Origin of the sequence: Haladaptatus halobius (genome assembly GCF_020618475.1) — an archaeon.
In the GTDB taxonomy this organism is placed as follows: Archaea; Halobacteriota; Halobacteria; order Halobacteriales; family Haladaptataceae; genus Haladaptatus; species Haladaptatus halobius.
On sequence record NZ_CP085336.1, the window covers coordinates 1,058,037 to 1,080,065 of the forward strand.

The 22,029-nt window shown below is 64.1% G+C and carries 22 protein-coding genes; 10 read left to right on the top strand and 12 right to left on the bottom strand.

Features of this window, described 5'->3' with window-relative positions; translation table 11 throughout:
* The first annotated feature begins 102 nt into the window (after positions 1-102).
* On the top strand, positions 103-1,332 hold the full coding sequence (locus LIW51_RS22260; RefSeq protein ID WP_227377264.1) for a permease: 1,230 nt from the start codon (positions 103-105) through the stop codon (positions 1,330-1,332).
* 17 nt (positions 1,333-1,349) lie between these two features.
* On the opposite strand, the gene LIW51_RS22265 is transcribed toward LIW51_RS22260, so the two are convergent.
* From LIW51_RS22265 to LIW51_RS22300, 8 genes are all read right to left on the bottom strand, one after another.
* A complete protein-coding gene (locus LIW51_RS22265) occupies positions 1,350-2,729 on the bottom strand; it encodes a calcium:cation antiporter family protein (protein WP_227377266.1) in 1,380 nt (459 codons plus the stop codon).
* Between the two features lie 473 nt (positions 2,730-3,202).
* Positions 3,203-3,391 carry an HVO_2922 family protein gene (locus tag LIW51_RS22270; RefSeq protein ID WP_227377268.1) on the bottom strand — a complete coding sequence of 63 codons (189 nt, stop codon included), beginning with the start codon at positions 3,389-3,391 and terminating at the stop codon, positions 3,203-3,205.
* 143 nt (positions 3,392-3,534) lie between these two features.
* On the bottom strand, positions 3,535-4,896 hold the full coding sequence (locus LIW51_RS22275) for a sulfatase family protein (protein ID WP_227377269.1): 1,362 nt from the start codon (positions 4,894-4,896) through the stop codon (positions 3,535-3,537).
* Positions 4,897-5,044: 148 nt separating this feature from the next.
* Entirely contained in the window at positions 5,045-5,482 is a 438-nt protein-coding gene (locus LIW51_RS22280; RefSeq protein ID WP_227377270.1) for a hypothetical protein, read from the bottom strand.
* Positions 5,483-5,637: 155 nt separating this feature from the next.
* A complete protein-coding gene (locus LIW51_RS22285) occupies positions 5,638-6,969 on the bottom strand; it encodes a tryptophanase (protein ID WP_227377271.1) in 1,332 nt (443 codons plus the stop codon).
* 95 nt (positions 6,970-7,064) lie between these two features.
* On the bottom strand, positions 7,065-7,616 hold the full coding sequence (locus tag LIW51_RS22290; RefSeq protein ID WP_227377272.1) for a DJ-1/PfpI family protein: 552 nt from the start codon (positions 7,614-7,616) through the stop codon (positions 7,065-7,067).
* 95 nt (positions 7,617-7,711) lie between these two features.
* Positions 7,712-8,944 (bottom strand): ABC transporter permease, encoded by a 1,233-nt coding sequence (locus tag LIW51_RS22295; RefSeq protein WP_227377273.1) that lies wholly within the window; start codon positions 8,942-8,944, stop codon positions 7,712-7,714.
* Positions 8,944-9,693 carry an ABC transporter ATP-binding protein gene (locus LIW51_RS22300; RefSeq protein WP_227377274.1) on the bottom strand — a complete coding sequence of 250 codons (750 nt, stop codon included), beginning with the start codon at positions 9,691-9,693 and terminating at the stop codon, positions 8,944-8,946. Before LIW51_RS22300 ends, LIW51_RS22295 begins: the two co-directional genes overlap by 1 nt.
* Positions 9,694-9,897: 204 nt before the next feature.
* Between LIW51_RS22300 and LIW51_RS22305 the strand changes: the two genes are divergently transcribed.
* Positions 9,898-11,013, top strand: a complete 1,116-nt coding sequence (locus tag LIW51_RS22305; RefSeq protein ID WP_227377275.1) for a mechanosensitive ion channel family protein — start codon at positions 9,898-9,900, stop codon at positions 11,011-11,013.
* Between the two features lie 14 nt (positions 11,014-11,027).
* Here the strand turns inward: LIW51_RS22305 and LIW51_RS22310 are convergent, their stop codons facing one another.
* The gene (locus tag LIW51_RS22310; RefSeq protein ID WP_227377276.1) at positions 11,028-11,342 is read right to left on the bottom strand and encodes a zinc ribbon domain-containing protein; all 315 of its coding nucleotides are present in this window, start codon (positions 11,340-11,342) and stop codon (positions 11,028-11,030) included.
* A gap of 268 nt (positions 11,343-11,610) precedes the next feature.
* On the opposite strand from LIW51_RS22310, the gene LIW51_RS22315 reads away from it, so the two are divergent.
* From LIW51_RS22315 to LIW51_RS22350, 8 genes are all read left to right on the top strand, one after another.
* The gene (locus tag LIW51_RS22315) at positions 11,611-11,766 is read left to right on the top strand and encodes a hypothetical protein (protein ID WP_227377277.1); all 156 of its coding nucleotides are present in this window, start codon (positions 11,611-11,613) and stop codon (positions 11,764-11,766) included.
* Complete coding sequence (locus tag LIW51_RS22320; RefSeq protein WP_227377279.1) at positions 11,760-13,676, top strand: asparagine synthase-related protein; 1,917 nt, start codon at positions 11,760-11,762, stop codon at positions 13,674-13,676. The genes LIW51_RS22315 and LIW51_RS22320 overlap by 7 nt, the downstream gene beginning before the upstream one ends.
* Positions 13,673-15,346 carry an alkaline phosphatase family protein gene (locus LIW51_RS22325; protein WP_227377280.1) on the top strand — a complete coding sequence of 558 codons (1,674 nt, stop codon included), beginning with the start codon at positions 13,673-13,675 and terminating at the stop codon, positions 15,344-15,346. The genes LIW51_RS22320 and LIW51_RS22325 overlap by 4 nt, the downstream gene beginning before the upstream one ends.
* Before the next feature lie 4 nt (positions 15,347-15,350).
* Positions 15,351-16,370 (top strand): lipid II:glycine glycyltransferase FemX, encoded by a 1,020-nt coding sequence (locus LIW51_RS22330; protein WP_227377282.1) that lies wholly within the window; start codon positions 15,351-15,353, stop codon positions 16,368-16,370.
* A gap of 39 nt (positions 16,371-16,409) precedes the next feature.
* Positions 16,410-17,483, top strand: coding sequence for a hypothetical protein (locus LIW51_RS22335; RefSeq protein WP_227377284.1), 1,074 nt, complete (start codon positions 16,410-16,412; stop codon positions 17,481-17,483).
* A gap of 133 nt (positions 17,484-17,616) precedes the next feature.
* Positions 17,617-18,012, top strand: coding sequence for a hypothetical protein (locus LIW51_RS22340; protein WP_227377285.1), 396 nt, complete (start codon positions 17,617-17,619; stop codon positions 18,010-18,012).
* Between the two features lie 51 nt (positions 18,013-18,063).
* The gene (locus tag LIW51_RS22345; protein ID WP_227377286.1) at positions 18,064-18,840 is read left to right on the top strand and encodes a hypothetical protein; all 777 of its coding nucleotides are present in this window, start codon (positions 18,064-18,066) and stop codon (positions 18,838-18,840) included.
* Positions 18,837-19,103 carry a hypothetical protein gene (locus LIW51_RS22350; protein WP_227377288.1) on the top strand — a complete coding sequence of 89 codons (267 nt, stop codon included), beginning with the start codon at positions 18,837-18,839 and terminating at the stop codon, positions 19,101-19,103. The genes LIW51_RS22345 and LIW51_RS22350 overlap by 4 nt, the downstream gene beginning before the upstream one ends.
* Before the next feature lie 93 nt (positions 19,104-19,196).
* Here LIW51_RS22350 and LIW51_RS22355 read toward each other — a convergent pair whose 3' ends face one another.
* The 3 genes from LIW51_RS22355 to LIW51_RS22365 form a co-directional block, all read right to left on the bottom strand.
* Complete coding sequence (locus LIW51_RS22355; protein ID WP_227377290.1) at positions 19,197-19,613, bottom strand: hypothetical protein; 417 nt, start codon at positions 19,611-19,613, stop codon at positions 19,197-19,199.
* Between the two features lie 57 nt (positions 19,614-19,670).
* A complete protein-coding gene (locus LIW51_RS22360; RefSeq protein WP_227377292.1) occupies positions 19,671-20,075 on the bottom strand; it encodes a CBS domain-containing protein in 405 nt (134 codons plus the stop codon).
* Positions 20,076-20,201: 126 nt separating this feature from the next.
* Positions 20,202-21,986, bottom strand: a complete 1,785-nt coding sequence (locus tag LIW51_RS22365) for a S9 family peptidase (protein WP_227377294.1) — start codon at positions 21,984-21,986, stop codon at positions 20,202-20,204.
* Positions 21,987-22,029 lie beyond the last annotated feature (43 nt).

Genomic DNA, 22,029 nt, shown 5'->3' on the forward strand with positions numbered 1-22,029 from the left:
CTTCTCGTCGATATCTTCGGTACGACGTGTCGCAGGGTCGGATTCGAGGACTTCGTTCCCTTAACCACAACCGTAGAAAGTGTTCCGCCGCTAGTTACGCCCATGAACGTCGTCCAGAGCCTCGTCGAGGCCGCAAAGTTCCTCGGCAACATGACGTGGAAGACGTGGTGGGCGCTGGTGCTCGGGTTCACCATCGCGGGGGCAGTGCAGGCGTTCGTGAGTGAGGAGAAGATGACGAACGTGCTGGGCGGTCGCGGTCTGAAGGAACTCGGGTTGGGAAGCTTCTTCGGCTTCCTCTCGTCGAGCTGTTCGTTCGGGGCCGTCGCCACGACGAAATCGCTGTTCAAGAAAGGCGCGTCGCCGGAGTCATCGTTCGCCGCATTCCAGTTCGCCAGTACGAACCTCGTTATCGAGATCGGATTGGTGATGTGGATCCTGCTCGGCTGGCAGTTCGTCGCCGCCGATGTGTTCGGCGGCATCTTGATGATTCTGCTGGTAGCCGGGATTACGAAGTACGTCGTTCCCGACTCGTGGTTTGAGGTTGCGCGCAGTCATATCGATGATGACGAAGACGGGATGGTTCGAGATCCAGTCTGTGGGATGGAAGTCGATCCCGACGACGAGGACACGCTAAGTGTGGAGACGGATGGCAGTACTGAATATTTCTGCTCGGAATCGTGCAAACAGACCTACGTGAACCAGCGTGAGGATGAAACGTGGAAAGACAAGCTTCTCACGCTCCATGGCTGGAAGAACGCCTTCCGCAACGCCATCGGCGAGTGGGAAATGCTGTGGGATGATCTCGTCGCAGGATTCATCATTGCAGCATTTATCGCCGCATTCATCCCGAAAACGTGGTGGGCGCAACTGTTCACGGTCGCGCCGCAAGGCACCGTCGCGTGGGTCGTGCTTGGGAGTATTATTGGCGTTGCAGTCGGTGTTATCACGTTCGTCTGTTCGGTGGCAAACGTTCCCTTCGCACTCGTGCTCTGGACATCCGGCATCCCGTTCGGCGGCGTGATGAGCTTCATCTACGCCGACCTCATCGTCCCACACATCGTGGACATGTACCGGAAATACTACGGAAAGCGCCTCGCGGCGGTGTTGTTCGTCTCCATCTTCGCCGTGGCGACGGTGGCGGGAATCGTCACCCACTACGCGTGGCTCGCCGTCAACTTGATTCCGAAGCGAGGACAGACCGGCGGGTCGGTGCCCCACACCTACACCTTAGTGCTCAACGTGGTCTTCACCGTCGTCTTCATAGCGGAGGTGTACGTAACGTACTTCGAGTCGAGCGGCGAACAGGGGGAGATGGCCGCGCACGCCGATTAACCGTCCCGAGTCCGGTATCAGTCCGTGCGTTCGGGCTGGCCGGTGTCACTTCCGACCGCGCTGCGGACGTTCGAGGTGGTGTGCGCGACCAGTTCGCGGAAATTCCCGGAGCGCGCGACGAACAGGCCGACGGCGAGGACGACGTAGACGGCGGTGTAGGCGTACAGGATGAGGAGACTGACGTTCGTGGCGGCCGGTTCGGCGTAGGTTTGAATCACGTAGAACTCCGCGACGACTTGCGAGACGAACAGCGCGAGCAGCGCCACCGCCTCGCGGATGCTGATTTCGAAGTTCGTCAGGATGGCGAGTGCGAAGAAGCTCTGGGCGGCGGTGATCCAGATCTCAGCCGTTTGTTTCTGATCGAACGAAAGGGTGCCGATGTGGCCGGCAGCGATAGAGTATACGACCGCGAGCGTGCCGATGAGGAGCGTCCACTGGTTCAGCTTCGAGGAGATAAGCGCGTTGAAGCCGGCGGTCGAACGCGCCTTGTTCACGAGGTAGGCGACGACGATGAGTTCCGGACTCTCGCTGGCGAGCGGCGCGAGCCATTGGATCATGAAGAACGGTGGAACGCCGAGGGCGGTTCCGAGTTCTTCGAGGCCCAACGCGAACGGGTGAACCCCCTCGAAGATGATCAGCCCGGAGTACGCGAAGAGGAAGAGCACGACCGCGATGCGCCGCCCCTTCGGATACTCCTGGAAGTACGCGGGGACGCCGACGTGCGTCTCACCCTCCTCGACGTCGCCGCGAACGACGATGCCGATGTAGAGGACGTAGAGACCGACGAGAACGATCGTGTCGACGATACCGATGCCGCCGCCGAGCGGGACGAAAAACGCGTACGCCGTCGCCGCGAGCAGGAAGGCGATCTCGAGGGAGATGTCGCGGTCGATTTCGACGGCGTCCGCGAGGAAGCCGGCGCGCTGGTTGACCGTCGGGTCGTCGGTGCGTTTGGCCCGGTAGATCGTGAACAGCGCGATGCCGGACCAGCCGATGCCGATCAGGATTCTGTTCGCCCCGGTCATATTCGCGATGGCGAGATTGGCCGCTTCCGCCCCGCGTGCGGTCTCTTCGAACGCCCCGGCGTTCCACGCGTACAGCGCGTCGACGGCGTACTCGGGCGCGACAGCGAGCACCGCGAGAACGGCGATGGCGAACGCGGTCGGGACGTCCTTTTCGGCGGTCTCCGCGCCCCACGCGAGCAGGAACGCCGCACCGAGGATTGCGAGACCGCCGACGAGAACCGCTACGGAGGGGGCGACGTTCGTGCCCGGACTCTCCGGGGTCGAGGCCGGGTCGAGGTGATAGCCGTGCGTGACGAACAGCGCGACGAACGGAAGCGTCAAGAGTAACGCCGCGGCTACGGCCACGAGCGGATGGCGGAGACGTTCAAACATCGATCTGGTAAACGGAAGGGACGCGCCTATCCCTTTGGGTTTTTCCCGATACGCACGGTACGGAACCCCCGTCGTTCCAGTCGGACGTTCGTTCAACCTCAACGACGGGGGGCGTCGACGGGAGGAATCGAGAGATAAACTCCGATCTCTTGCTTGCCGCGGGTGGGGCCGCGGAGTGTCTTTCGGAAATTCGGTTTGGTTCGATGAGGCGCTTTACCATGCGTGTAGTAAGACAGGCGAGACTACGGCAAAAAACACAAGATAACGCATCGAGTGCCGATATCTGCCGCGAGTCGGGACGAGACGCCATTATCACGAATTTAGCGGTGAAACGCACGTCCGGTCGCTACGTGGTTTGAGAACCGCGTTCTGGACATTTACGAGGATAGAGAGCCTCGAAGATGGGATTCATATCTCGGGAAGAGCCGTTCGAGACCTTGCTAGCTGCAAGTTCGGATCGCGTTCCATCTTGTTCAGTCGATAACGACGACCCGAGCGTTTGACGCGTTGTTTTTCACGCTCCGAATTCCGCGCTTCGCACCCTGCTTCGACTTGTACCCTTCTCCACTATCCGCGATGATATTCCCGTTGGGTACGACGAGTCGCCAGCGCCACTCGCCGGCGGTATCTCGGTACAGTTCGAACGTCGAATCGATCGGCATACGTGCTTATCTCGCTGGTGGCCCATAGTGCTTGCGAGCGATCTCGTCACGAATACAGCCGGGTCGTAACTCCACTCTTCGAGTTCCATCAGCTAAAACGTGTGGCGAGGGGGACGGTCACCGAACTCCCTGACCGACGACGGCTACTGGTAGCCGAGCGCCTCGAGTTGGTTCGTGACCGCGGACGGCGGTTCGACCGAGTCGTCTCCTCCCTCCGATTCGATGTCCTCGATGCGCTCTTCGACCACTCCGTGGAGGTGAGCGGCGACGTTGGAGTCCGCGAGTTCGTCCCACCGATTCTCCCGTTCTTCCGGGTCGCGGTCTCTGTCGTATAGCTCCCTGTCGTCCGATTCGGTGTGGTAGACGTACGTCCAGCCTTCCGTCCGCGCGCTCACGAGCAGTTCGCCGTCGTCCAGATGCCGCGGAATCGGTTGGCGGGTGACGTGCTCGCCCCGAACCGCGACCGAGGTGACCGGCACCGGGTCGGGGTCGCCGTCGAGGAGACTCTCTCCCGGAAAGTCGTGTTCGACGTTCATCGCCTCGCAGACGGTGGGCGGAATCGCGTCGAGACCGACCGCGCGCTCGACGCGCTCGTCCTCGGCCTTGGGGTGGTCGACGACCAGCGGGACGTGAACCAGCTCCTCGTAGAGTTTGGGGTAGTGAGCGAGGTGGCCGTGTTCCATGAACTCCTCGCCGTGGTCGCCCGCGAGGACGACGCACGCGTCGTCTCGAAGCCCTTCGCGTTCGAGCGCCGAGAGCACGCGACCGACGCTCTCGTCCACCTGACGAACTGCGGCCTGGTAGAGCGACCGTAACTCGGCGAGCGTCGTCTCGCCGACCTCCCGACCCAACCCCGTCCTCGCGTGCGCTCGAAGCATCTTGAGCGTGCCCACGCTGGCACCCGTCTCATCCCGGACGAACTTCGGCGCGGGAACGTACGGCGTGTGAACGTCCATGTAATGAACCCAGAGGAAGAAGGGTGGCTCCGCCCGCTCGACGAATTCGACCGCGCGCCGCTCCACGTCGAGCATCCGTGAGACGTTTCGTGCGCCGCCCTCGCGGCCGAGCAGCCGTCGGACGGGCGACGCCACGACTTGGAGCCACGCCTGCACGGTCGGGTGGGCGGTGAGGTACTTGCTGTAGAGGCTGTCGCCGGTTCTCGATGTGAACGTCTCGAACTCGTCGAAGCCGCGGTCGTACCCCCAGTGCTCAGTCAGAAACCCGTTCGAACCGTTGAACCCCGCGGTGGCGATTCCCCCGTCGCGGAGCGTCTCCGCTAGCGTCGGCTCGTCGGCGACGCCGATACTCCGCGAGTCGCTGAACACTCGTTTCGCGCCGAGAACCGACGGAAACGAGAAGGGCGTCCAGTTTCCGTGGGCGAACGCGTTCTCGAAGACGGTTCCTCGCTCGCCGAGGGTGGCGGCGACACTGTTGTCCGGAAGCGCGTCGGCTCGGAGCGAATCGACGGTGAACAGTACGGTTACGGGCGTGTCGTTTGCACTCATTCATCGATCGCGGCGAAGTTCCGCTACTCGACAGTTCGTCACGAAGGTCAAATACCTTGCGTGCGAACGGTCGGATGTGTTCCTGTCATCTCCGTACTCTTCTAGTTCTACCGACCTGGCGAGTTCGCCGAGCGCGAACCGCCCGACGCTACTCCCGCTCCGTCTCGGTGACCCTCGCGTAGGGTTCGGCCACCAGCAATTGAACCTCCTTCGGATAATGGACGTACTCCGATATCGGACGGTAGAGACCGAGCACGTCGTGAAACTGCTCGTCCGCCTCCTCCACGCGAAACGCGACCAGCGCCACGGTCAGCGGAAGGTGCGTGAAGAGATACACCGCGAACCAGACCAGCGCGATGCCGAGCCAGAGCATCGGTTCGAGGTTCACGCTTCCCAGCAGTATGACCGCGGCGAAAAAGAGGCTGGCCGACGCGACCCCGACCATGAGGAAACTCATCCGTCGAAGTGAGGGGCCGAACCCCTGCGACCGAATCGGAAACGATTCCGAGTACGCGAGTACGACCTGTAAGGCGATAGCCAGTGGGGGCAACAGGAGAGCAACCAGTTCCAACACCGTCAGAATCACATCCACTCGCTCGTGACCGGAATCGCACCTTCGAACACGAGACCCTTAACCATAATGAACAGCACCGCAATCCCCCACCACCGAACCGCTGGCATTGCGACCATCGTACTGCAGACGACGGCCATCGACAAGCCCCTTTCCGTGCCGGGTCCGGCTTACGCCACCGGTTCCAGTCTCGCGCTGAAGTGGCGCAGTTCCTTCATCGGCGGTTCCTCGACTACTTCGAGTCCGGCGAGTTCGCCGCGACGAGCGGAGACTTTCTCGAACGTTTCGGCGACGTGTTCGAGGTGGTCGCGGAAGTACGAGCGACGGGGCAGACAGAGGCGGGCGAGTTGCGGTCGGTCTTCGTCCGGGAAGGCGAACTCACCGAGCTCGACGGCCCGAACCCCGCCCTCGCGGTAGAGTTCGCCGACCAACACCTGTCCGGGGAACTGCTCGCGCGGAATTTCGGGGAGGTACGCTTCGGCGTCCACGTACACCGCGTGCCCCCCGGTCGGGGTGTAGATCGGCACGCCGACGTCCCGAAGGAGGTCGCCGAGTTCGCGCACCTGCTCGACGCGCGATTCGATGTACTCTTGCGTGACGGCCTCCCGAAGGCCGACCGCCATCGCTTCGAGGTCTCTGCCGGCGAGGCCGCCGTAGGTGGAGAAGCCTTCGAAGAGAATGCCGCGCTGTTTGGCCCGCTCGAACAGATTCCCGTCGCACACGCCGACGAACCCGCCGATGTTGGAGAGCGCGTCTTTCTTCCCGCTCATCACGATGGCGTCGGCGTACGAGAGCTGTTCGCGGGCGATGGCGGCGACGCTCGACTCCGCGAACTCCTCCTCGCGTTGCTGGACGAAGTAGGCGTTCTCCGCGAACCGGCAGGCGTCGATGACGAACGTGGCGTCGAGTTCGTCGGCGACGTCGCGCGCCTCGCGGACGTTCTCGACGCTCACCGGCTGTCCCGCCATCGAGTTGTTCGTGACGGTGACGACGAGCGCGGGAACGTTCTCGGCTCCGACGTCGTCGGCGAGTTCGCGGACTTTCTCGGGGTCTAAGTTCCCCTTGAAGGGGTCGTCCTCGGCGGCGTCCGTCGGACAGTCGATGGGGTCGCCGCCGTTGTTCACGACGTGCGCCCGCGTCGTGTCGAAGTGGGTGTTGTTCGGCACGTAGTCGCCCTTGGAGACGAGGACGCCGTAGAGGACGTTCTCCGCCCCGCGCCCTTGGTGGGCCGGAACGACGTTCTTGAACCCCATCACGTCGGCGACGCTCTCTCGTAGGCGCTCGAAGCTATCGCTCCCGGCGTACGCCTCGTCGCCGCGCATCATCGCGGCCCACTGGTCTTGGCTCATCGTTCCCGTCCCGCTGTCGGTCAACAGGTCGATGAACACGTCGTCCGAATCGAGATTGAAGACGTTGTAGCCCGCTTTTTCGAGGTTGGCGACTCGTTCCTCGCGGTCGGGGAGGGAAATCGGCTCGACGACTTTCGCCCGATAAGCTCGCATATCCGAGTCCTGGCGAGCGGCGTCTTTAATCCTGCTGAGATAGTTTCGAACAGAGACGAGCGAAACCGGGGGACGACGCCCGACTCTGACCATCGTTAGTACGGGTAGTCCATCTGGGTCGCTATCACGTCGCGGGTGTCCTCGTCGGTCAGTTCGGTGACGAGCGACAGGCCGAGGGCGATGCCCGACGTGACGCCGCCCGCCGTCACGACCCGTCCGTCCCGAACCACGCGCTCCTCGGCCACCTCGCAGTGCTCGGCGAGTCGGTCGTAGGCGTCGGGGTGCGTGGTCGCTCGCTTCCCGTCGAGAAAGCCCGCCGCGCCGAGCAGGAGCGACCCCGTACAGACCGAGGCGACCCGCTCCGAATCGGCGCTCGCCAACCACGAGACGAACGCCTCGTCCTCGGCGAGTTCTCGGGCGACGAACCCGCCCGGAACGACCAGCATATCGTACCCCGAAAGCGATTCGTCCACCGCGTCCGGAACGAGTTCGAGTCCGGCGTTCGCGGTGACGCGCTCCGTCCGGGCGCACATGTCCCACGATATGTCGTCGCGGAATCCCATCGTGTCGAGTCGGGTGAGCGGGTCGTAGACGCCGACGAAATCGAGCGCGGTCATGCCGTCGTAGGCGACGAACGCGATGTGCATGGGCGGAGTTCGCGGGCGGGCCGCTTGGATGTTGCGAGCGAAAAGCGCGACTCGCCCGCGGAGCTACTTCGACCGATTCGCTACTCCGACCGTACTCATTCGTATCGGAGCGCATCGATGGGGTCGACCCGCGCCGCGCTCCACGCCGGGTAGAGTCCCGTCACCATCCCGACGACGAGACCGACCGCGATGGCGACCGGAATCACCTCCGCGGCGAACACGAGGGGCAGGCCCACGTAGTCCGTGGCGAGGTAGCCGCCAACCGCGCCGACCGCGACACCGAAGACCGACCCGATGACGCCGAGTAGTATCGCCTGCGTGAGAAACAGTTGGAGCACGTCGCGCTTCTGCGCGCCGACGGCTTTCATGATGCCGATCTCGCGGGTGCGCTCGGTGACGCTCACGAGCATCACGTTGGCGATGCCGAGCGCGGCGACGACCAGCGAGACGACCGCGATGCTGGTGACGAATGTCGTCAGCGTCGTGAGCAGTTCCTCCACCTGTCGGACGAGATCACGATCGGTCTGGACGCGGACGCTGTACTCGTCGGGCGCGAGGCGCGCCGCGTCGGCGTTCGAACCGAGGTAGGACTGCACTCTCGCCTTCGTCTCCGGAACCGCCTCGTGACTCTCGGCGACGACCGTGAGCAGGGGGTAGACGTGCTGTTTGGCGCCCTGCGTCGGACTCTCGACGGTCGAACCGTAGAACGGACGGGTCGGGACGTACACCTGCGGGAGCGCCCCGTCGTCGAACTGGCCGGTTCCACCCGACCCGTCGAGAACGCCGACCACGCGGGCGTTCACGGTCTCGCCGCTCGCCATCTGTATCGACACTCGGTCACCGACCGTCACCCTATCCTCGAACAGTCGCGCCGCGATGGGGTTTAGAACGACCTCCGGTTCTCCCTGCTCGAACGAACCGCCGGCGACGAACTCCCGGTTCCTGAACTGCGCCGGCGTCGTGGCGACGACGTTGTTCTGGCTCACCGTCTCGCCGTCGTGCGCGAGCGCGACGACCGGAACGACGCCCTGCGGGATGACGGCCGCCACGCCGTCAATTCGTCGGAGTCCCGCGATATCGTGTCGGGTGAACACCGCCTGTGCGCCGAAGCCGGGGCGTCCGCCGGGCGGCCCGACCCAGACGAACATGTTGGGCGCTCGGTCGCCCGCGACTTGACTCAAGATTTCAGCCTGGAGGCTCGTGCCGAGGGTGACGAGCGTGATGACCGCGGCGACGCCGATGACGACGCCGAGCGCCGAGAGCGACGACCGGACTCGGTGGCCTCGAATCGCCCGCAGGCTCATCCGAAGCGATTCGCCGAACTCCATCACCGCGCCTCGCCGACCCGGCGCGGAACCTCTATCTCCTCGACGCGTTCGACGGTTCCGTCGAGGATGTGTACCACGCGCTCCGCGTGCTCCGCGATGTCGCGCTCGTGGGTTACCATCAGGATGGTGTGCCCGTCGTCATTGAGTTCCTCGAAGAGCGCCATTATCTGCTGGCCCGTCTCGGTGTCGAGGTTCCCCGTCGGCTCGTCGGCGAGGACGATGGCCGGGTCGTTCGCCAGCGCGCGGGCGATGGCGACGCGTTGACGCTGGCCGCCCGAGAGTTCGTTTGGGCGGTGGTCTTCCCGACCGCGCAGGCCGACCTTGTAGAGCAGTTCGTTGGCGCGGTCTCGTCGTTCGGAGCGAGAGACTCCCTGAAAGATGAGCGGGAGCGCGACGTTCTCGCGCGCCGTCAGTCGCGGCATCAGATTGAACGTCTGGAAGACGAAGCCGACTTCCTGTCCGCGAACCGTCGTTCGTTCGTTGTCGGACAGCGCCGTCACTTCCCGGTCGTTGACGCGAATCGTCCCTTCAGTCGGCGTGTCGAGACAGCCGATGAGATTGAGGAGGGTGCTCTTTCCCGACCCGCTCGGCCCCATCACGGCGGTGTACGCCCCCCGACGAATCGACAGTGTCACGCCGTCTATCGCGTGAACCGGCGCGCCGAGATAGTAGGTCCTCCGAACGTCGGTCAGTGCCACGGCATCCCCCGAACCCCCATCAGCCCCCGTCGCCGAGTGGCTGGCGACCATACCAGTCGTACCATCCCGAACGCCTAAACCCTGCCCCATCTCACGGCCTCCCGTCCGCGGAAAATAACTCCGCTTCTCGCTCGAAGATGGTCGGAACGAACGCAACTCCCAACACGCTCAAGCCGGGAGCGACCGACACTGACTGCGGTGAGGGTGCTCGTAACTCGCCAGTGACCGGTGTCCTGCCCTCGCCGGAGTGAACCAATGACGTACTCGCCGAATCTACTCACTCGACTCGTCGAACAGCTTCCCGTTCCCGAGGTGCGAGTCCTGCTATCGACGTTCCTCCTCGTCGCGCTTGTGTTCGTCGTATGGATGCTCTGGAAGGCGGCACCGCGATTGAAACGGCAGGTCAACCCGCGCGTCGTGGACGTCGTCCTCCTCGCCGTGACCGGCGTCGTCGCGGTTTTCGTCGGCCAGTACGCGCTCACGCTATGGGCGGGCTCCGAACCCGGCGTTCAGCGAGTCGACATCTTCTCACAGCTAACCTCGACCGGGCTTCGAATCGCCATCACGCTCGGCGTCGTCGCGGCCGCGTACATCGGTTCGGGGATGTTGATACGGCTCGTCGAGCGGTTCACCACCCGAACCCGAGAAATAACGAGCCATCAAATCGAGATACTCAACCGGCTCATGGAGGTCGGCGTGTACATCCTCGCCGGCCTGCTTCTCCTCAGCGTCTGGAGCGTCGACGTTCGCGCCCTCCTCATAGGGGCCGGATTCCTCGGTATCATCATCGGACTCGCCGCGAACGAACCGCTGAGCGCGCTCATCGCGGGGTTCATGCTCATGTTCTCGCGCCCCTTCGAGATCGGCGACTGGGTTCAGATCGCCGAAGACGAGGGCATCGTCACCGACATCACGCTGTTCATGACGCGGATCGAGACATTCTCCGGGAAGTTCGTGGTGATTCCGAACGACGTAGTGGGGTCGAACACCATCATCAACTACGTGCGGAAGGGACGACTCCGATTCGAACTGGAGGTCGGCGTCGACTACGCCGCCGACCTCCAGCACGCCGTCGCCGTCGCGGAGCGCGCGATGGCCGACCAGAACGACGTGCTGGAGGTGCCCCAGCCGTCCGCCGTCCCGACGAATTTCGGCGAGTCGGCCGTGCTCCTCGAACTCCGGTTCTGGATAGACCGACCGAGCAGTCGTCGGAAGTGGCGCGCCATCGCGGCGGTTATCGGGGGCGTGAAGGTGGCCTTCGACCGCGAGGGAATCAAGATACCGTTCCCGCAACGAGAAGTGGCGACGCGCGAGGAGACCGGGGGGTTCCGCGTCGTCGACGGTCGAAGCGCGGATCGACGAATCGAGTGACTCCTCGCCGGTCGTCAGCGGAGTTTTTCGAGGCAGTTTCGACAGAACTCCGCGTAGCTGGCGTTCGGCTCCTCGCAAGACGAACAGCGAACTCGCTCGACTCGCGCCCCGCTCATCGGCGTTGGTTCCCGTCCGACCGCGTTCCGGCCGAACATCATCGCCGAAATCGGCGAGTCCGGTATCGTTCCGAACTCGCCGCTCATCGTTCGATTGACGAGGTCGTCGTCGCGCAGCGCCATCAACCCTCGCCACAGTCCGAGGAACAGTAGCGTCGGAGCGACGGCGAGCACCCCGCCGACGAGCACTCGAAAGATAGTCTCCCCATCCATGTCGCGCGCTACTCTGAGGAGCTACTTAGCTATTGGACAAAATTGACACGAATGGGACAGGTGGCCCCATCAGTCCTCACGATACTGCATCGGGTCCCGCGTCTCGCACCGCGGACATCGATTCCGAATTCGACGTTCGCGCGAGACCGGTACGAATCGCCTACGGTTCGGTAATGTCTCCCTGAACGCATGGTAGGCTCGGGCAATCGGAGTACAGGACGCTTATAACAATACCGCGACACGTCCATTCGCTTTCCCGTGAAATCAAATGAAGGGAAAAACGCACCGAATCGGGGTACGTCGTCTTACCGCGAGAGAGGCGTCGGTTCCGTCGCCGAAGCACGGTCGGACTAGCGAACGCTACGCTGACACTACGGAGGCGAAGGGTCGCGGTGCCGAATCGGGAGGGGAAGCGACATGGTAGGGCTGTTCGGCGCCTTCGGAGAGCGAAGGCACGGCCTAGAGGCGCTTCCGAGCACGACGTGGTCGGAGGACGAGCGAACCGCGACCTTCTCCGACGAACGCGTCGCGATGGCGAACTCGTTCCACCCGGTGCTAGCCGACGACCAGCCGGTGCGAACGACCGACGGCGACGCGCTGGTCTGGATTCAGGGCGACGTGTACGGCTTCGAGCGCGGCGGGTCGTACTCGCCCCGCCCGACGGGGTTGGACGCGCCGACGTACTGCGCGAACCTCTACGAAGCCTACGGCGTCGATTTCGCGGACGGTCTCAACGGACAGTTCGCCGGCGTCGTCTACGACCGCGACGCGCGGGACGTCCATCTGCTGACCGACCGCCTCGGCTCGTACCCGCTCTTCCACACGACCGCCTCTGGAACACTGCTGTGTTCGACCGACGTGCAGTCGCTCCCGTCCCACCCCGGCGTCGAAACGTCGTTCGACTTGGACTACCTCGCCGAGTACCTCGCCTTCAAGCGTTCGTTCGGGGTGACGACGCCGCTCTCCGGCGTGGAGAAGCTCCCGCCTGGAACGGTGACGACCCTCGATCTCGACGCGATGTCCACCGACACGCGCTCCTACTGGCGACCCGAGTACACCCCCGTCGACGCGCCGTTCCGGTTCTTCGTCGACCGCTTCACCGACCTCTTCCGCCGAGTGCTCGACGAGTGGGTGCGCGACAACCTCGACTACGGTCTGTTGTTGAGCGGCGGGAGCGACTCGCGGCTCGTCATGGCCGCGATGCCCAAACCGGTCGTCGGATTCCACATGAACGACTGGCCGAACCGCGAGGCGAGAACCGCGAAGCGAGTCGCCGCCGCCGCCGGAAACGAGTTCGTCTTCCTCCGGCGCGACCGCGACTATCGGCCCCGGGCGCTCGAACGGAACGCCCCGCTCTCGAACTTCGACGGCTGGTTCACGCAGGCGTATCCGACGGGATTCGCCGACGAGATAACGAATTCGGTGGACGTGCTGCTGTCCGGGCTGTACTCCGACACGCTGTTCAAAGGATACTCGCTCTCATCCCCGAAGGTGTCCCTCGGCCCGCTCGGGACGGTGACCCTCCCCCTCGAAGACCGGATCGAATCAGTGGACGAGTTCGTCGACCGACTCGCCGTCGAGACGCCGTCGTACCTCGACGGCGTCGAACTCGACCGAGTGCTCCGCGAGAACGTCACGGACGAAGGTGACCACGTCGACCACCACGGCGTTCGATACCGCTCGCTCCGGGAACTCGTCGTCTGTAGCGACTACTACCCGCTCTCGAACGACACGGAACTCATTTACACGAACGGTCTCCGCCAGCTTCGCCCCTATCGAACCCCGTTCCTCGACAACCGCCTCGTCGATCTCCACCTCTCGATGCCGGTTCGGTATCGACTCCGGCGAAACGTTGTCAACCGGGCGATAGAACGCCTCTCTCCGCGGCTCGCGGCCGTCCCGCATTCCGGGTCGGGCGTCTCGGTCGACCGCTCGTTCCCGGTCGAGTACGTCGGCAGACATCTGAACGCGCTCCGGCGGAAGTTCGTGGACGGCGAGGAACTTCCCGAGCCGTGGTTCACGCACGGCCCGTGGTCGAACGACGCGGAACTCGTCAGGAATCACGGCTTCGTCGCGGACGCGCTCGCCGAGAATCGCGCTACCGTCGAGAAGCTGCCGTTTCTCGAGTGGGACGGCGTGAAACGGTGTTACGGCGACCATCTCGACGGGGAGGACAACACGGTCGAACTGTACACGCTGTTGACCCTGCTGGAGATGCCGGTTACGGAGCGCCTCCGCAACCGAGACGAATCCGGTAACGGCGAGACCGACGGCCGACGCCCGCCGCGATCACCGCCGACGCCCGTGACCGGAAGTCGGGGTGACGCCCGGTGAGCGACCGGGACGGGCTTCGAACGCTGGTGGTCGGTCTCGACGGCGCCTGCCTCCCGGTGCTCGAACCGCTGTTCGAGGAGGGAGCACTCCCGAACCTCGAACGACTCGTCGACGAGGGCGTCGCCGGGCCGCTGGAGTCGCAGGTGCCGCCGTGGACGCCGAGCGCGTGGCCGTCGCTGTTCACCGGGGTCAATCCGGGGAAACACGGCGTCTTCAGCTTCCTCGACTACGACGGCTACGAATGGGACGTGGTCGATGGGACGCACGTGCGGTCGGACGCCCTCTGGGAACTCCTCTCGGCGCACGGCTATTCGAGCGTCGTCGTCAACGTCCCCGTGACGCACCCGCCGGGCGAGTTCGACGGCGCGCTCGTGCCGGGTTACATGGCCCCCGAATCCCCGCGCTGTCACCCCTCGGGGCTCCTCGACGAACTGTGTGAGGCGCTCGGCGACTACCGCGTGTATCCGAACTCCGACGGCGTCAGCGACGCCCAAGCCGTCTCGGAGTACCGAACGGTCACTGAGATGCGCGGCGACGCCTTCCGCTACCTCGCCGACCGATTCGACCCCGACTTCGGCTTCGTCCAGTTCCAGCAGACCGACACGGTGTTCCACGAACACCCTGGCGAGCGGGGGATGGTGCAGGCGGTGTACGAGGCCGTCGACGAACAGGTCGGGCGTATCCTCGCGGACTGCGACCCGGACACTGTCCTCGTCGTCAGCGACCACGGCATCGGCGAGTACGACGGGTACGGATTCTACCTCAACGAGTTCCTCGCGGAGCACGGCTACGCGGCGGTTTCGCAGGGCGGCGACGGGATGCCGTCGTGGGTTCCGATACGCGACGGGCAACTCCGCGACGGCGACGATTCGCCGGACGCCGCCGGACTGTCGAAGCGGTTGACCGCGCTCGCCGCCCGACACGGTCTCACGACCCACCGAGCGGGCAAACTGTTGGGGGCGGTCGGTCTCCGCGACCTCGCCGCCCGGGTCGTCCCCGACCACGTCGTCCGGGCGAGCAGTAGGCAGGTCGATTTCGCCGCTTCGCGGGCGTTCGTGCGGGCCAGAATCGAGTGCGGCGTCCGAATCAATCTCGAAGGGCGCGAACCCGAGGGCGTCGTCCCGCCCGAGCGGTACGAGAGTCTGCGGACGGAACTCGTCGAACTCCTGCAGGACGTCGAGACGCCCGAGGGCGACCCTCTCTTCGAGGATGTCGCCCGGCGCGAGGCGTACTTCGACGGCCCAGAGGCCGAGAAGGCCGTGGACGTCGTCACGGTTCCGGCCGACTTCGACCACTTCCTCTCCGCCGAACTCGCCGGGCAAACCTTCGCCGCCCCCGGCCAGCCGTGGAACCACAAGCGCGACGGCGTGGTCGCGGCGGCGGGCCAGGGCGTCGGCGGGACGCTCGAAGGCGCACACATCTTCGACGTGACGCCGACCGTGCTCGCGCTGTTCGGCCTCCCGAAGAGCATCGAGATGGACGGTTCGGTGCTGTCCAGCGTCGAAGCAAGCGGTGAGCGAGCGTACTCGACGCGGCGCGCACGACCGCGCCGGGAGGACGACGAGACGGAGCGAGACCCGGCGCGGAGAAACGAGACGAAGCGACGCGGAACGAAGACGGACGACGAATCGATTGCGAACCGATTGACGGCCCTCGGCTATCTGGAGTGATACCATGACGATAACGATACGCGAAGCAGACGACGACGCGCTCGACGAGTGGAACTCCTACGCGGAGCGTTCGGAGCACGCGACGCCGTTCCATCGGCGCGAGGCGCTTTTGCACCTCGCGCGAACCGCGAACGCGGAACTGCGACCGCTGATCGGCTACAAGGGAGAAGAACCGGTCGGTCTCTTCCCGCTGTTCGAGACGACGACCGGCCGGTTTCAGATGGTTTACTCGCCGCCGCCGCACCTGGAGGTGTACTGTCTCGGCCCCGCCCTGCTCAACTTCCGAAAGCTCAAACAGCGGAAAGCGGAGCGGCGCCACCGGGAGTTCATCGACGGCTGTCTCGACTGGGTGGACGAGGAACTCGACCCGGACTACGTCGACGTTCGGACCGTGGACGGCTACACCGACCTGCGACCGTTCTCGTGGAACGGGTTCGACGTGTCGCCGTCGTACACGTACATCCTCGACCTCACCGCCGACGACTTGCTGATGCAGCTCAGCCGCGACGCCCGGAGCAACGTCCGAAACTGCGACGAGGAGTACACGATTCGGGAGGGCGGCGTCGAAGGTATCGAGGCGGTCATCAAGCAGGTTCAAGATCGTCACGACGCGCAGGGGAAAGAGTACCGAATCGACCCGGCGTTCGTGACTGAACTGTTCCACCGACTACCGGAGGGGCAGGTCAGACCGTACGTCTGCGAACGCGACAGTCAAATCCTCGGCGGTATCGTCGCGCTCGAACGAGGCGACACCGTCTATCGCTGGCAGGGCGGCGCGAAACCGGACGTGGACTTTCCCATCAACGACCTGCTCGACTGGCACATCATGCAGGAGGCAAAATCGCGGGGGCGGTCGCGCTACGACCTCTTCGGCGCGAACCTCCCCCGGCTCTGCCGGTACAAATCGAAGTTCGGCCCAGAGCCAGTACCCTACTACACCGCCCAGCGGAAGACGACGCGGATGCGCGCGGTGACCGGCGTGTACCGGCGACTGCCGACCCCGCTCAAGGTCTTTTCCGAATGACCGCCGACCGTAACCGTCACGGTCGTTTCGACGCTCCGGGTGAACCGGACGAACGAACCCTCCATCGAAACCAAGGACATCCATCTACCGAACCTAATGACGACGAAGAACCCCTCCGAAGACGGACTGAATCGACGTTCTTACCTGCTCGCAACCGCCGGAATCACCGGATCGATCGCCGGCGTCTCGTCGGTTCTCGCGGACGAAAAACACCCCGGTGACGACTTCGAGACGGGCGATATCCGCCGGTCGGCGTTCGTCCTCGAACAGGGTGACGCGTGCCTCCCGCTCGCGGTCGTCACGTCGAACGAGAACCTCCCGGTCGAGGAGTTCTACGACTATCGGTCGTCGGACACCTACTCGACCGGTCGGTACAGCGCCTACGGCCCCGCGAAGGCGTTCGAGCAGGCCGGAAACAGCGTCTTCTACCTCTACGACGGCCCGAACGGAACGAGCCTCGTGTTTATGCACAGTAAGCGCGGCGGCGACAGCGGTGGGGCGGTGACGCTCGACTTCTCGGGGTTCCCTCCCGACGGCGGGTGGGCGGTCATGGACGACCAGTACAACGCCTCCACCAACTACGACCGGTTCGAGCGATCGGGCGACGAATCGACGGTGGACTGGACGTGGGCCGCCGACCCCCGTAACGGCGGCGGTTCGGACGGTGGCGCCTTCCGGGGCGTGACCGACGACGCCGAAATTCGAATCGACCCCGCGTTCAACGACGAGGCGCGACTGTACGGCGAGCACTACGAGGGTGAGGTCGAGCGGTGGAACGTCCTCGTCGCCGACTCGGACGAGTTCCAGTGGTTCTCGCTCGATATGGATACGCCGGTCGTCATTCGGTCGGGCGGGTGCAACGGGTCGGGTGCCCCTCCCACTCGGACGACGACCCCAACCACGACGACCACATCGCCCTCGACGACTCCGACGACCACGACGCGAACGACTTCGACCACTACACGGACGACGACCCAATCGTCGACCCCGACGACCTCGACCACCTCGACGCGGACGACCGAATCCGACGGACAGGCCGGATTCGGTGCGATAGCTGCGCTCGGTGGTCTGCTCGGCTTCGGACTCCGGGCGCTGGTTCGACGCGAGAAGTGAACTCGCATTTCTCACGTCGCTTCTCGCAATCGAAGCCCGTCTCGTTCGTCCGGGGTGCTTATAACTACGTGTAGCTTCCCAAATTATAGGAATTAATGTATTCTGAATTGAAATAACATATTGAGCTACAATCATGCCCTCCGAAAAGCCCTCTCCCGAGTGGGCGGCTCCGTTCGAGACGCCCAGGAAGTATCCGCTGCTTCGCGCGTCGAACCGGCGATTGGTCGATCTCGCGTTACTCGGCATCGGTTGCTCCGAAGCCCTCGTCCGGTACCTCAGGATTCTAACGGCGCAGACGAGTCCGCACCCGGACATGACGACGATGTGGCGACCGGTCGCCGAGGCGGTGCTCGCCGGCGCGCCGCCATACCTCACCGCTCCCGTGGACAACAAGCCGCCGCTGTTCGAGTACCTCAACCTCGCAGTTGCCGCGACGAACCGGTATCTGGTGGTGTTCTTACTTCTGGTCGGGTTGGCCAACGGAGCGGTCGCGTACCTACTCTGGCGGACACACGCCGAGTCGGGGTAGAGCGTCGTCGGACTCGCTAGCGCCCTCCTGTTTCTCGCGGCCGTCCCCCTCGTGAACAGGCACGCCGTAAACGCACGGTCGTTCACGCTCGTCGGGGTGCTCCTCGCGCTCCGCCGGCGACGAGTGACGACCTGCGGCCTCACCGTCGCGGCGGCGGGACTGCTGTCGCAGTACGGAGTTCTCGCCGTTCCAGGCGTGCTGTACGGTCGCTTCGTGTCGGATTCGGCGGATTCGACGGAGCGGAGGTCGCGGTGGAAGTTGCGGTGGGGGGTGCAGTTCGTCGGCGTCGCGGTCGGCTACGCGAGCGCGTTCCTCGTCTGGGGCGAGGCCGCGTTCGTGGCGAGTCTCGACCGGAACCTGTGGGCGATGCGACGCTACGTGGTCGAGTGGACGCCGTCGCTGTGGAACGGGACGGAGACGTGGGTTGCGTTCCACCGACGAACCGCGCTCCGACTGTGGCATCTGCTCTCGCTCGGTGCCATCGGCGTTCTCGTCACGATTCGCCGCGGATTCGGCGTCGGCTGGAAATCGGGAACGCCGGAGCAGCGAGCGCTCGCGTTTGCGGCGTCGTTCTCCCTACCGCTGTTTGTTCGTCCGTTTCCGACGTACTGGATGTACCCCCTGCCGTGGTTGACGACGCTCTTGGCGGTCGGATTTTTCGCCGTCGTTCGATGGTTTGCGAGGAGCGCACCGCCGATGTCGGTCGTGGAGCGGTCACGGTTGACACATCGACCCGTTCGAGTAGGCGACGCTTGTGTTCCGAACGCCTCGACGCACGCGGGTCATACTCTTGGAACTACGACCCGTGCTCCGGTACGAGTTCGATGACCACTCGGAACACTAGTGACGATGCACGCGACGCGATGAGCGACCCAGCCTGCAAACGCTGTGACGAACGCGCCGCGGTCAGGGTGACCTGCACGGCCATCGGACGTTCGGTCGCATCCCGACGCGAGTCGTCGGCCGCGTTCGCCGGTCTGTGCCGCGATTGTCTGGCGACGTTCCGGGCCGACCCAAACCTCTCGTTCGGAACGCTCTTCGACCGCTCGTCCGGCCCCGCCCAACGCTGTATCAGGGTCGAGCGTTTGTGAAATCGGATCTCGTCACGCGGCGACTCCGAAACGGTCGCGGATTTGCGCTATCGATTTGGAGATCGAGGCGATTGCGTAGTCCAGCGCCCGGAACTAGTCGAAAAGAGCGAGCCGGAGAAACGGCAGGGAGAACACGCCGAACATGCTCGAAAAGACGAATACTAGAAACAGTCTCTCGTCGTTTCGAGACACGACTACGAACATGACAATAGCGACACCGAGAAAGCCGAGAGCGGTGGCGAGAAACGCTATCCGTTGCGCCCGATTCGTCTCACCTAATTCGACCTCCTGGTCGATACCTGCGTGGAATACCTCCGCTACATCCTCGTAAACGTCCGCCGGTAGGACGAGCAGTCGTCGTGTCGTGCTACCGGCCCGTCCGGACACGAACGAGAGCCAGAGGATCGTCCACGAACGGATGCGGAGCCGTCGAACGCTAGCGAGCGAATCCAGGCTGATTCCGAACGTTTTGAGCGGGTCTGCGGTGCCACGGTGACTCCCTGTTGACATTCCACCGCGTGCATAACGCTCCGCACATAATACCGATTAATTTTTCAAGATGTTCGATCACGACGGACTCGACGTCTGAACGTGCGACAGATAGGACGCGAGATCCGTCGTCGAGATGATTCCGACGACTCCTTCCGCGTCGTCGAGGACGGGCATGTGGTGGAACCCGTGTTCTATCATCGCGTCCGCAACGTCGCGGATGGAGTCCTGCGCCGTCGCGGTGACGACCTCCGTTGACATGTAGGCCGATACCGCCGTCTCCGCCTTCGGGTGGCTCTCGGCGACGATTTCGACGAAATCGGTCGTTGTCAGGATTCCCTCTAACCCGTCTTCCTCGTCGACGACGAGAACGGAACCGATGTCGCGGTCTAACATCACCTGTGCCGCGTCTTCCACGAGCGTCTCCGGTGTGACGGTGTACGGGTCGGACGTCATCAACCGGCCGACAAAAATATCGTCCATACCTATTCTCCGTCCCGAATACGTATAAAGATTGTCACCACGTATCATTCTCGTTCGGTTGCGCCGAAACAGAGTACGAATCCGAACTGATACATCGGTGGCCCCTCGGACGCTTTCGTTCGTCGGCTACGCGTGCTTGTCCATGAACGAGATGATTCGCTCGAACTGCGCTATCAGGTTCTCCCGCGAGGTCGTGTGGTGGCCTTCGTCCTCGAAGATGCACGTCTCGACCGGCACCCCCTGCTGACAAACCTCCTCGGCGATCCGTTCCGCCTCCCCGACCGGAACCCGCGGGTCGTTCGCGCCGTGCTGGATGAACAGCGGACAAGAGATGCGGTCGACGTCGTGGATGGGGCTGATGACTTCGAGGAGCGCCCGGTCGTCTGTCAGCGACCCGTACTCGCGCTCGCGGTGCGAACGACGCCAATTGCCCGTGTTTTCGAGGAACGTGACGAAGTTGGCGATGCCGACGAAATCGACCGCCGCCGCCCAAAGCTCCGGATACTCGGTGATGGCGGCGAGCACCATGAAACCGCCGTAGGAGCGACCGTAGGCGACGACTCGGTCTGAATCGACGGCCTCTCGCTCGTGGAGCCATCCAACCGCCGCCGCGATATCTCGCACCGAATCCATCCGCTTTTCCACGTCGTCCAAACGGGTATACGCCTTGCCGTATCCGGACGAGCCGCGGACGTTCGGCTCGAAGACGGCGTAGCCGCGCCGGAGGTAGTACTGCTTCATCGGGTAGAACCACGGTCTGCGCTGGTGCTCGGGACCGCCGTGGATATCCACGATGACGGGGGTTTCGCCTGGTGACGCGTCCGGCGGAAGCGTCCAGGAGGCCGGAATCGCCCGGCCGTCGAACGAATCGTATCGAACGATCTCCGGTTCGCTGAAGGTGTCGCGCGGGATGCCGAGCGTCCCCGAATCGGTCCACCGCTCCGCCGCGCCCGTCTCGGGGTCGAAGACGTAGGCACTTTTCGGGTTATCGCTCCGGCTCAGCGAGAGGGTACACCGTTCTCCGTCGGGAGCGAACGCGACTTCGGAGACGACTCCCTCGGGTATTTCCGGGTCGGGGAGTGATTCGATGGCGTCACCGTCGCCCGTGAGTCGCCCGGCGGACAGTTCGGAGTAGCCGTCCACGTTCCGACTCCAGACGACGCGTCCCGTCTCGCGGTGAAGGGCGAGTTGCTCGGCGTTCCACTCGCCGCCCTCCTCGACGACCGTGTGGGTGCCGTCGTTGAGGTCGATTCGACCGACGTAGGAGGTGTCGATGCCGCGGTTCGTCGCGCAGTAGAGGTCACCGCCGGGGCCGAATTGAACGTCCGCGTAGCTCGCTTCCGCGTCGTCGGTGAGCTTGCGATGGTCGCCCGTCTCGGGGTCGAAGAAGGAGAGGTTCTGGTCGAAGCTGGCGTTTGCCTTCGAGAGGACGATACCTGGCTCACCCCACGCTTCGACGCTGAGAAAGCCGCCGTCGCCTTCGTGGACGAGCGTCGCGTCGGTTTCGTCCCGACCCTGCACGTACACGTCGAACGTTCCGGGGTCGTCGCGGTTCGCGGCGAACGCGACTCGGTCGCCGTCGGGACTCCAGCCGCCCCAGAGATGTATCGCCTCCGGAACGTCCGTGAGTCGGGTTTTGGTTCCGTCGGTCAGGTCGTACCGGTAGAGTTGGTCACGCTCGTCACCCCCTTCGTCCATGCCGAAGACGACTTCCGGGCGGGTCGGGGACGCCGAGACGAACGAGATCCGTTCGTCGTGGGTGGTGAGTCGGTCGGGCCACGCGTTCGGCGAGTCGAGCGTCCAGACCTGCGGCGTGCCCGTCGTGTTGATGAGGAAGACGAGGTCGCCGTCGACGGTAACGGTCGGCGATTCGACGGCATCGATGCTCAGATAGCGCGAGACGGAGTACATGATGCGTTAGAGGGAGGGCGAGGCCAAAAAACTCGCCTCGGCC

Coding starts and splice junctions, on each gene's coding strand:
- LIW51_RS22330 (WP_227377282.1), top strand. CDS start 15,351: ATGACGATAACGATACGCGAAGCAGACGACGACGCGCTCGACGAGTGG.
- LIW51_RS22260 (WP_227377264.1), top strand. CDS start 103: ATGAACGTCGTCCAGAGCCTCGTCGAGGCCGCAAAGTTCCTCGGCAAC.
- LIW51_RS22305 (WP_227377275.1), top strand. CDS start 9,898: ATGACGTACTCGCCGAATCTACTCACTCGACTCGTCGAACAGCTTCCC.
- LIW51_RS22290 (WP_227377272.1), bottom strand. CDS start 7,616: ATGCACATCGCGTTCGTCGCCTACGACGGCATGACCGCGCTCGATTTC.
- LIW51_RS22295 (WP_227377273.1), bottom strand. CDS start 8,944: ATGGAGTTCGGCGAATCGCTTCGGATGAGCCTGCGGGCGATTCGAGGC.
- LIW51_RS22315 (WP_227377277.1), top strand. CDS start 11,611: ATGAAGGGAAAAACGCACCGAATCGGGGTACGTCGTCTTACCGCGAGA.
- LIW51_RS22350 (WP_227377288.1), top strand. CDS start 18,837: ATGACCACTCGGAACACTAGTGACGATGCACGCGACGCGATGAGCGAC.
- LIW51_RS22300 (WP_227377274.1), bottom strand. CDS start 9,693: ATGGTCGCCAGCCACTCGGCGACGGGGGCTGATGGGGGTTCGGGGGAT.
- LIW51_RS22270 (WP_227377268.1), bottom strand. CDS start 3,391: ATGCCGATCGATTCGACGTTCGAACTGTACCGAGATACCGCCGGCGAG.
- LIW51_RS22360 (WP_227377292.1), bottom strand. CDS start 20,075: ATGGACGATATTTTTGTCGGCCGGTTGATGACGTCCGACCCGTACACC.
- LIW51_RS22320 (WP_227377279.1), top strand. CDS start 11,760: ATGGTAGGGCTGTTCGGCGCCTTCGGAGAGCGAAGGCACGGCCTAGAG.
- LIW51_RS22275 (WP_227377269.1), bottom strand. CDS start 4,896: ATGAGTGCAAACGACACGCCCGTAACCGTACTGTTCACCGTCGATTCG.
- LIW51_RS22265 (WP_227377266.1), bottom strand. CDS start 2,729: ATGTTTGAACGTCTCCGCCATCCGCTCGTGGCCGTAGCCGCGGCGTTA.
- LIW51_RS22310 (WP_227377276.1), bottom strand. CDS start 11,342: ATGGATGGGGAGACTATCTTTCGAGTGCTCGTCGGCGGGGTGCTCGCC.
- LIW51_RS22355 (WP_227377290.1), bottom strand. CDS start 19,613: ATGTCAACAGGGAGTCACCGTGGCACCGCAGACCCGCTCAAAACGTTC.
- LIW51_RS22285 (WP_227377271.1), bottom strand. CDS start 6,969: ATGCGAGCTTATCGGGCGAAAGTCGTCGAGCCGATTTCCCTCCCCGAC.
- LIW51_RS22365 (WP_227377294.1), bottom strand. CDS start 21,986: ATGTACTCCGTCTCGCGCTATCTGAGCATCGATGCCGTCGAATCGCCG.
- LIW51_RS22340 (WP_227377285.1), top strand. CDS start 17,617: ATGCCCTCCGAAAAGCCCTCTCCCGAGTGGGCGGCTCCGTTCGAGACG.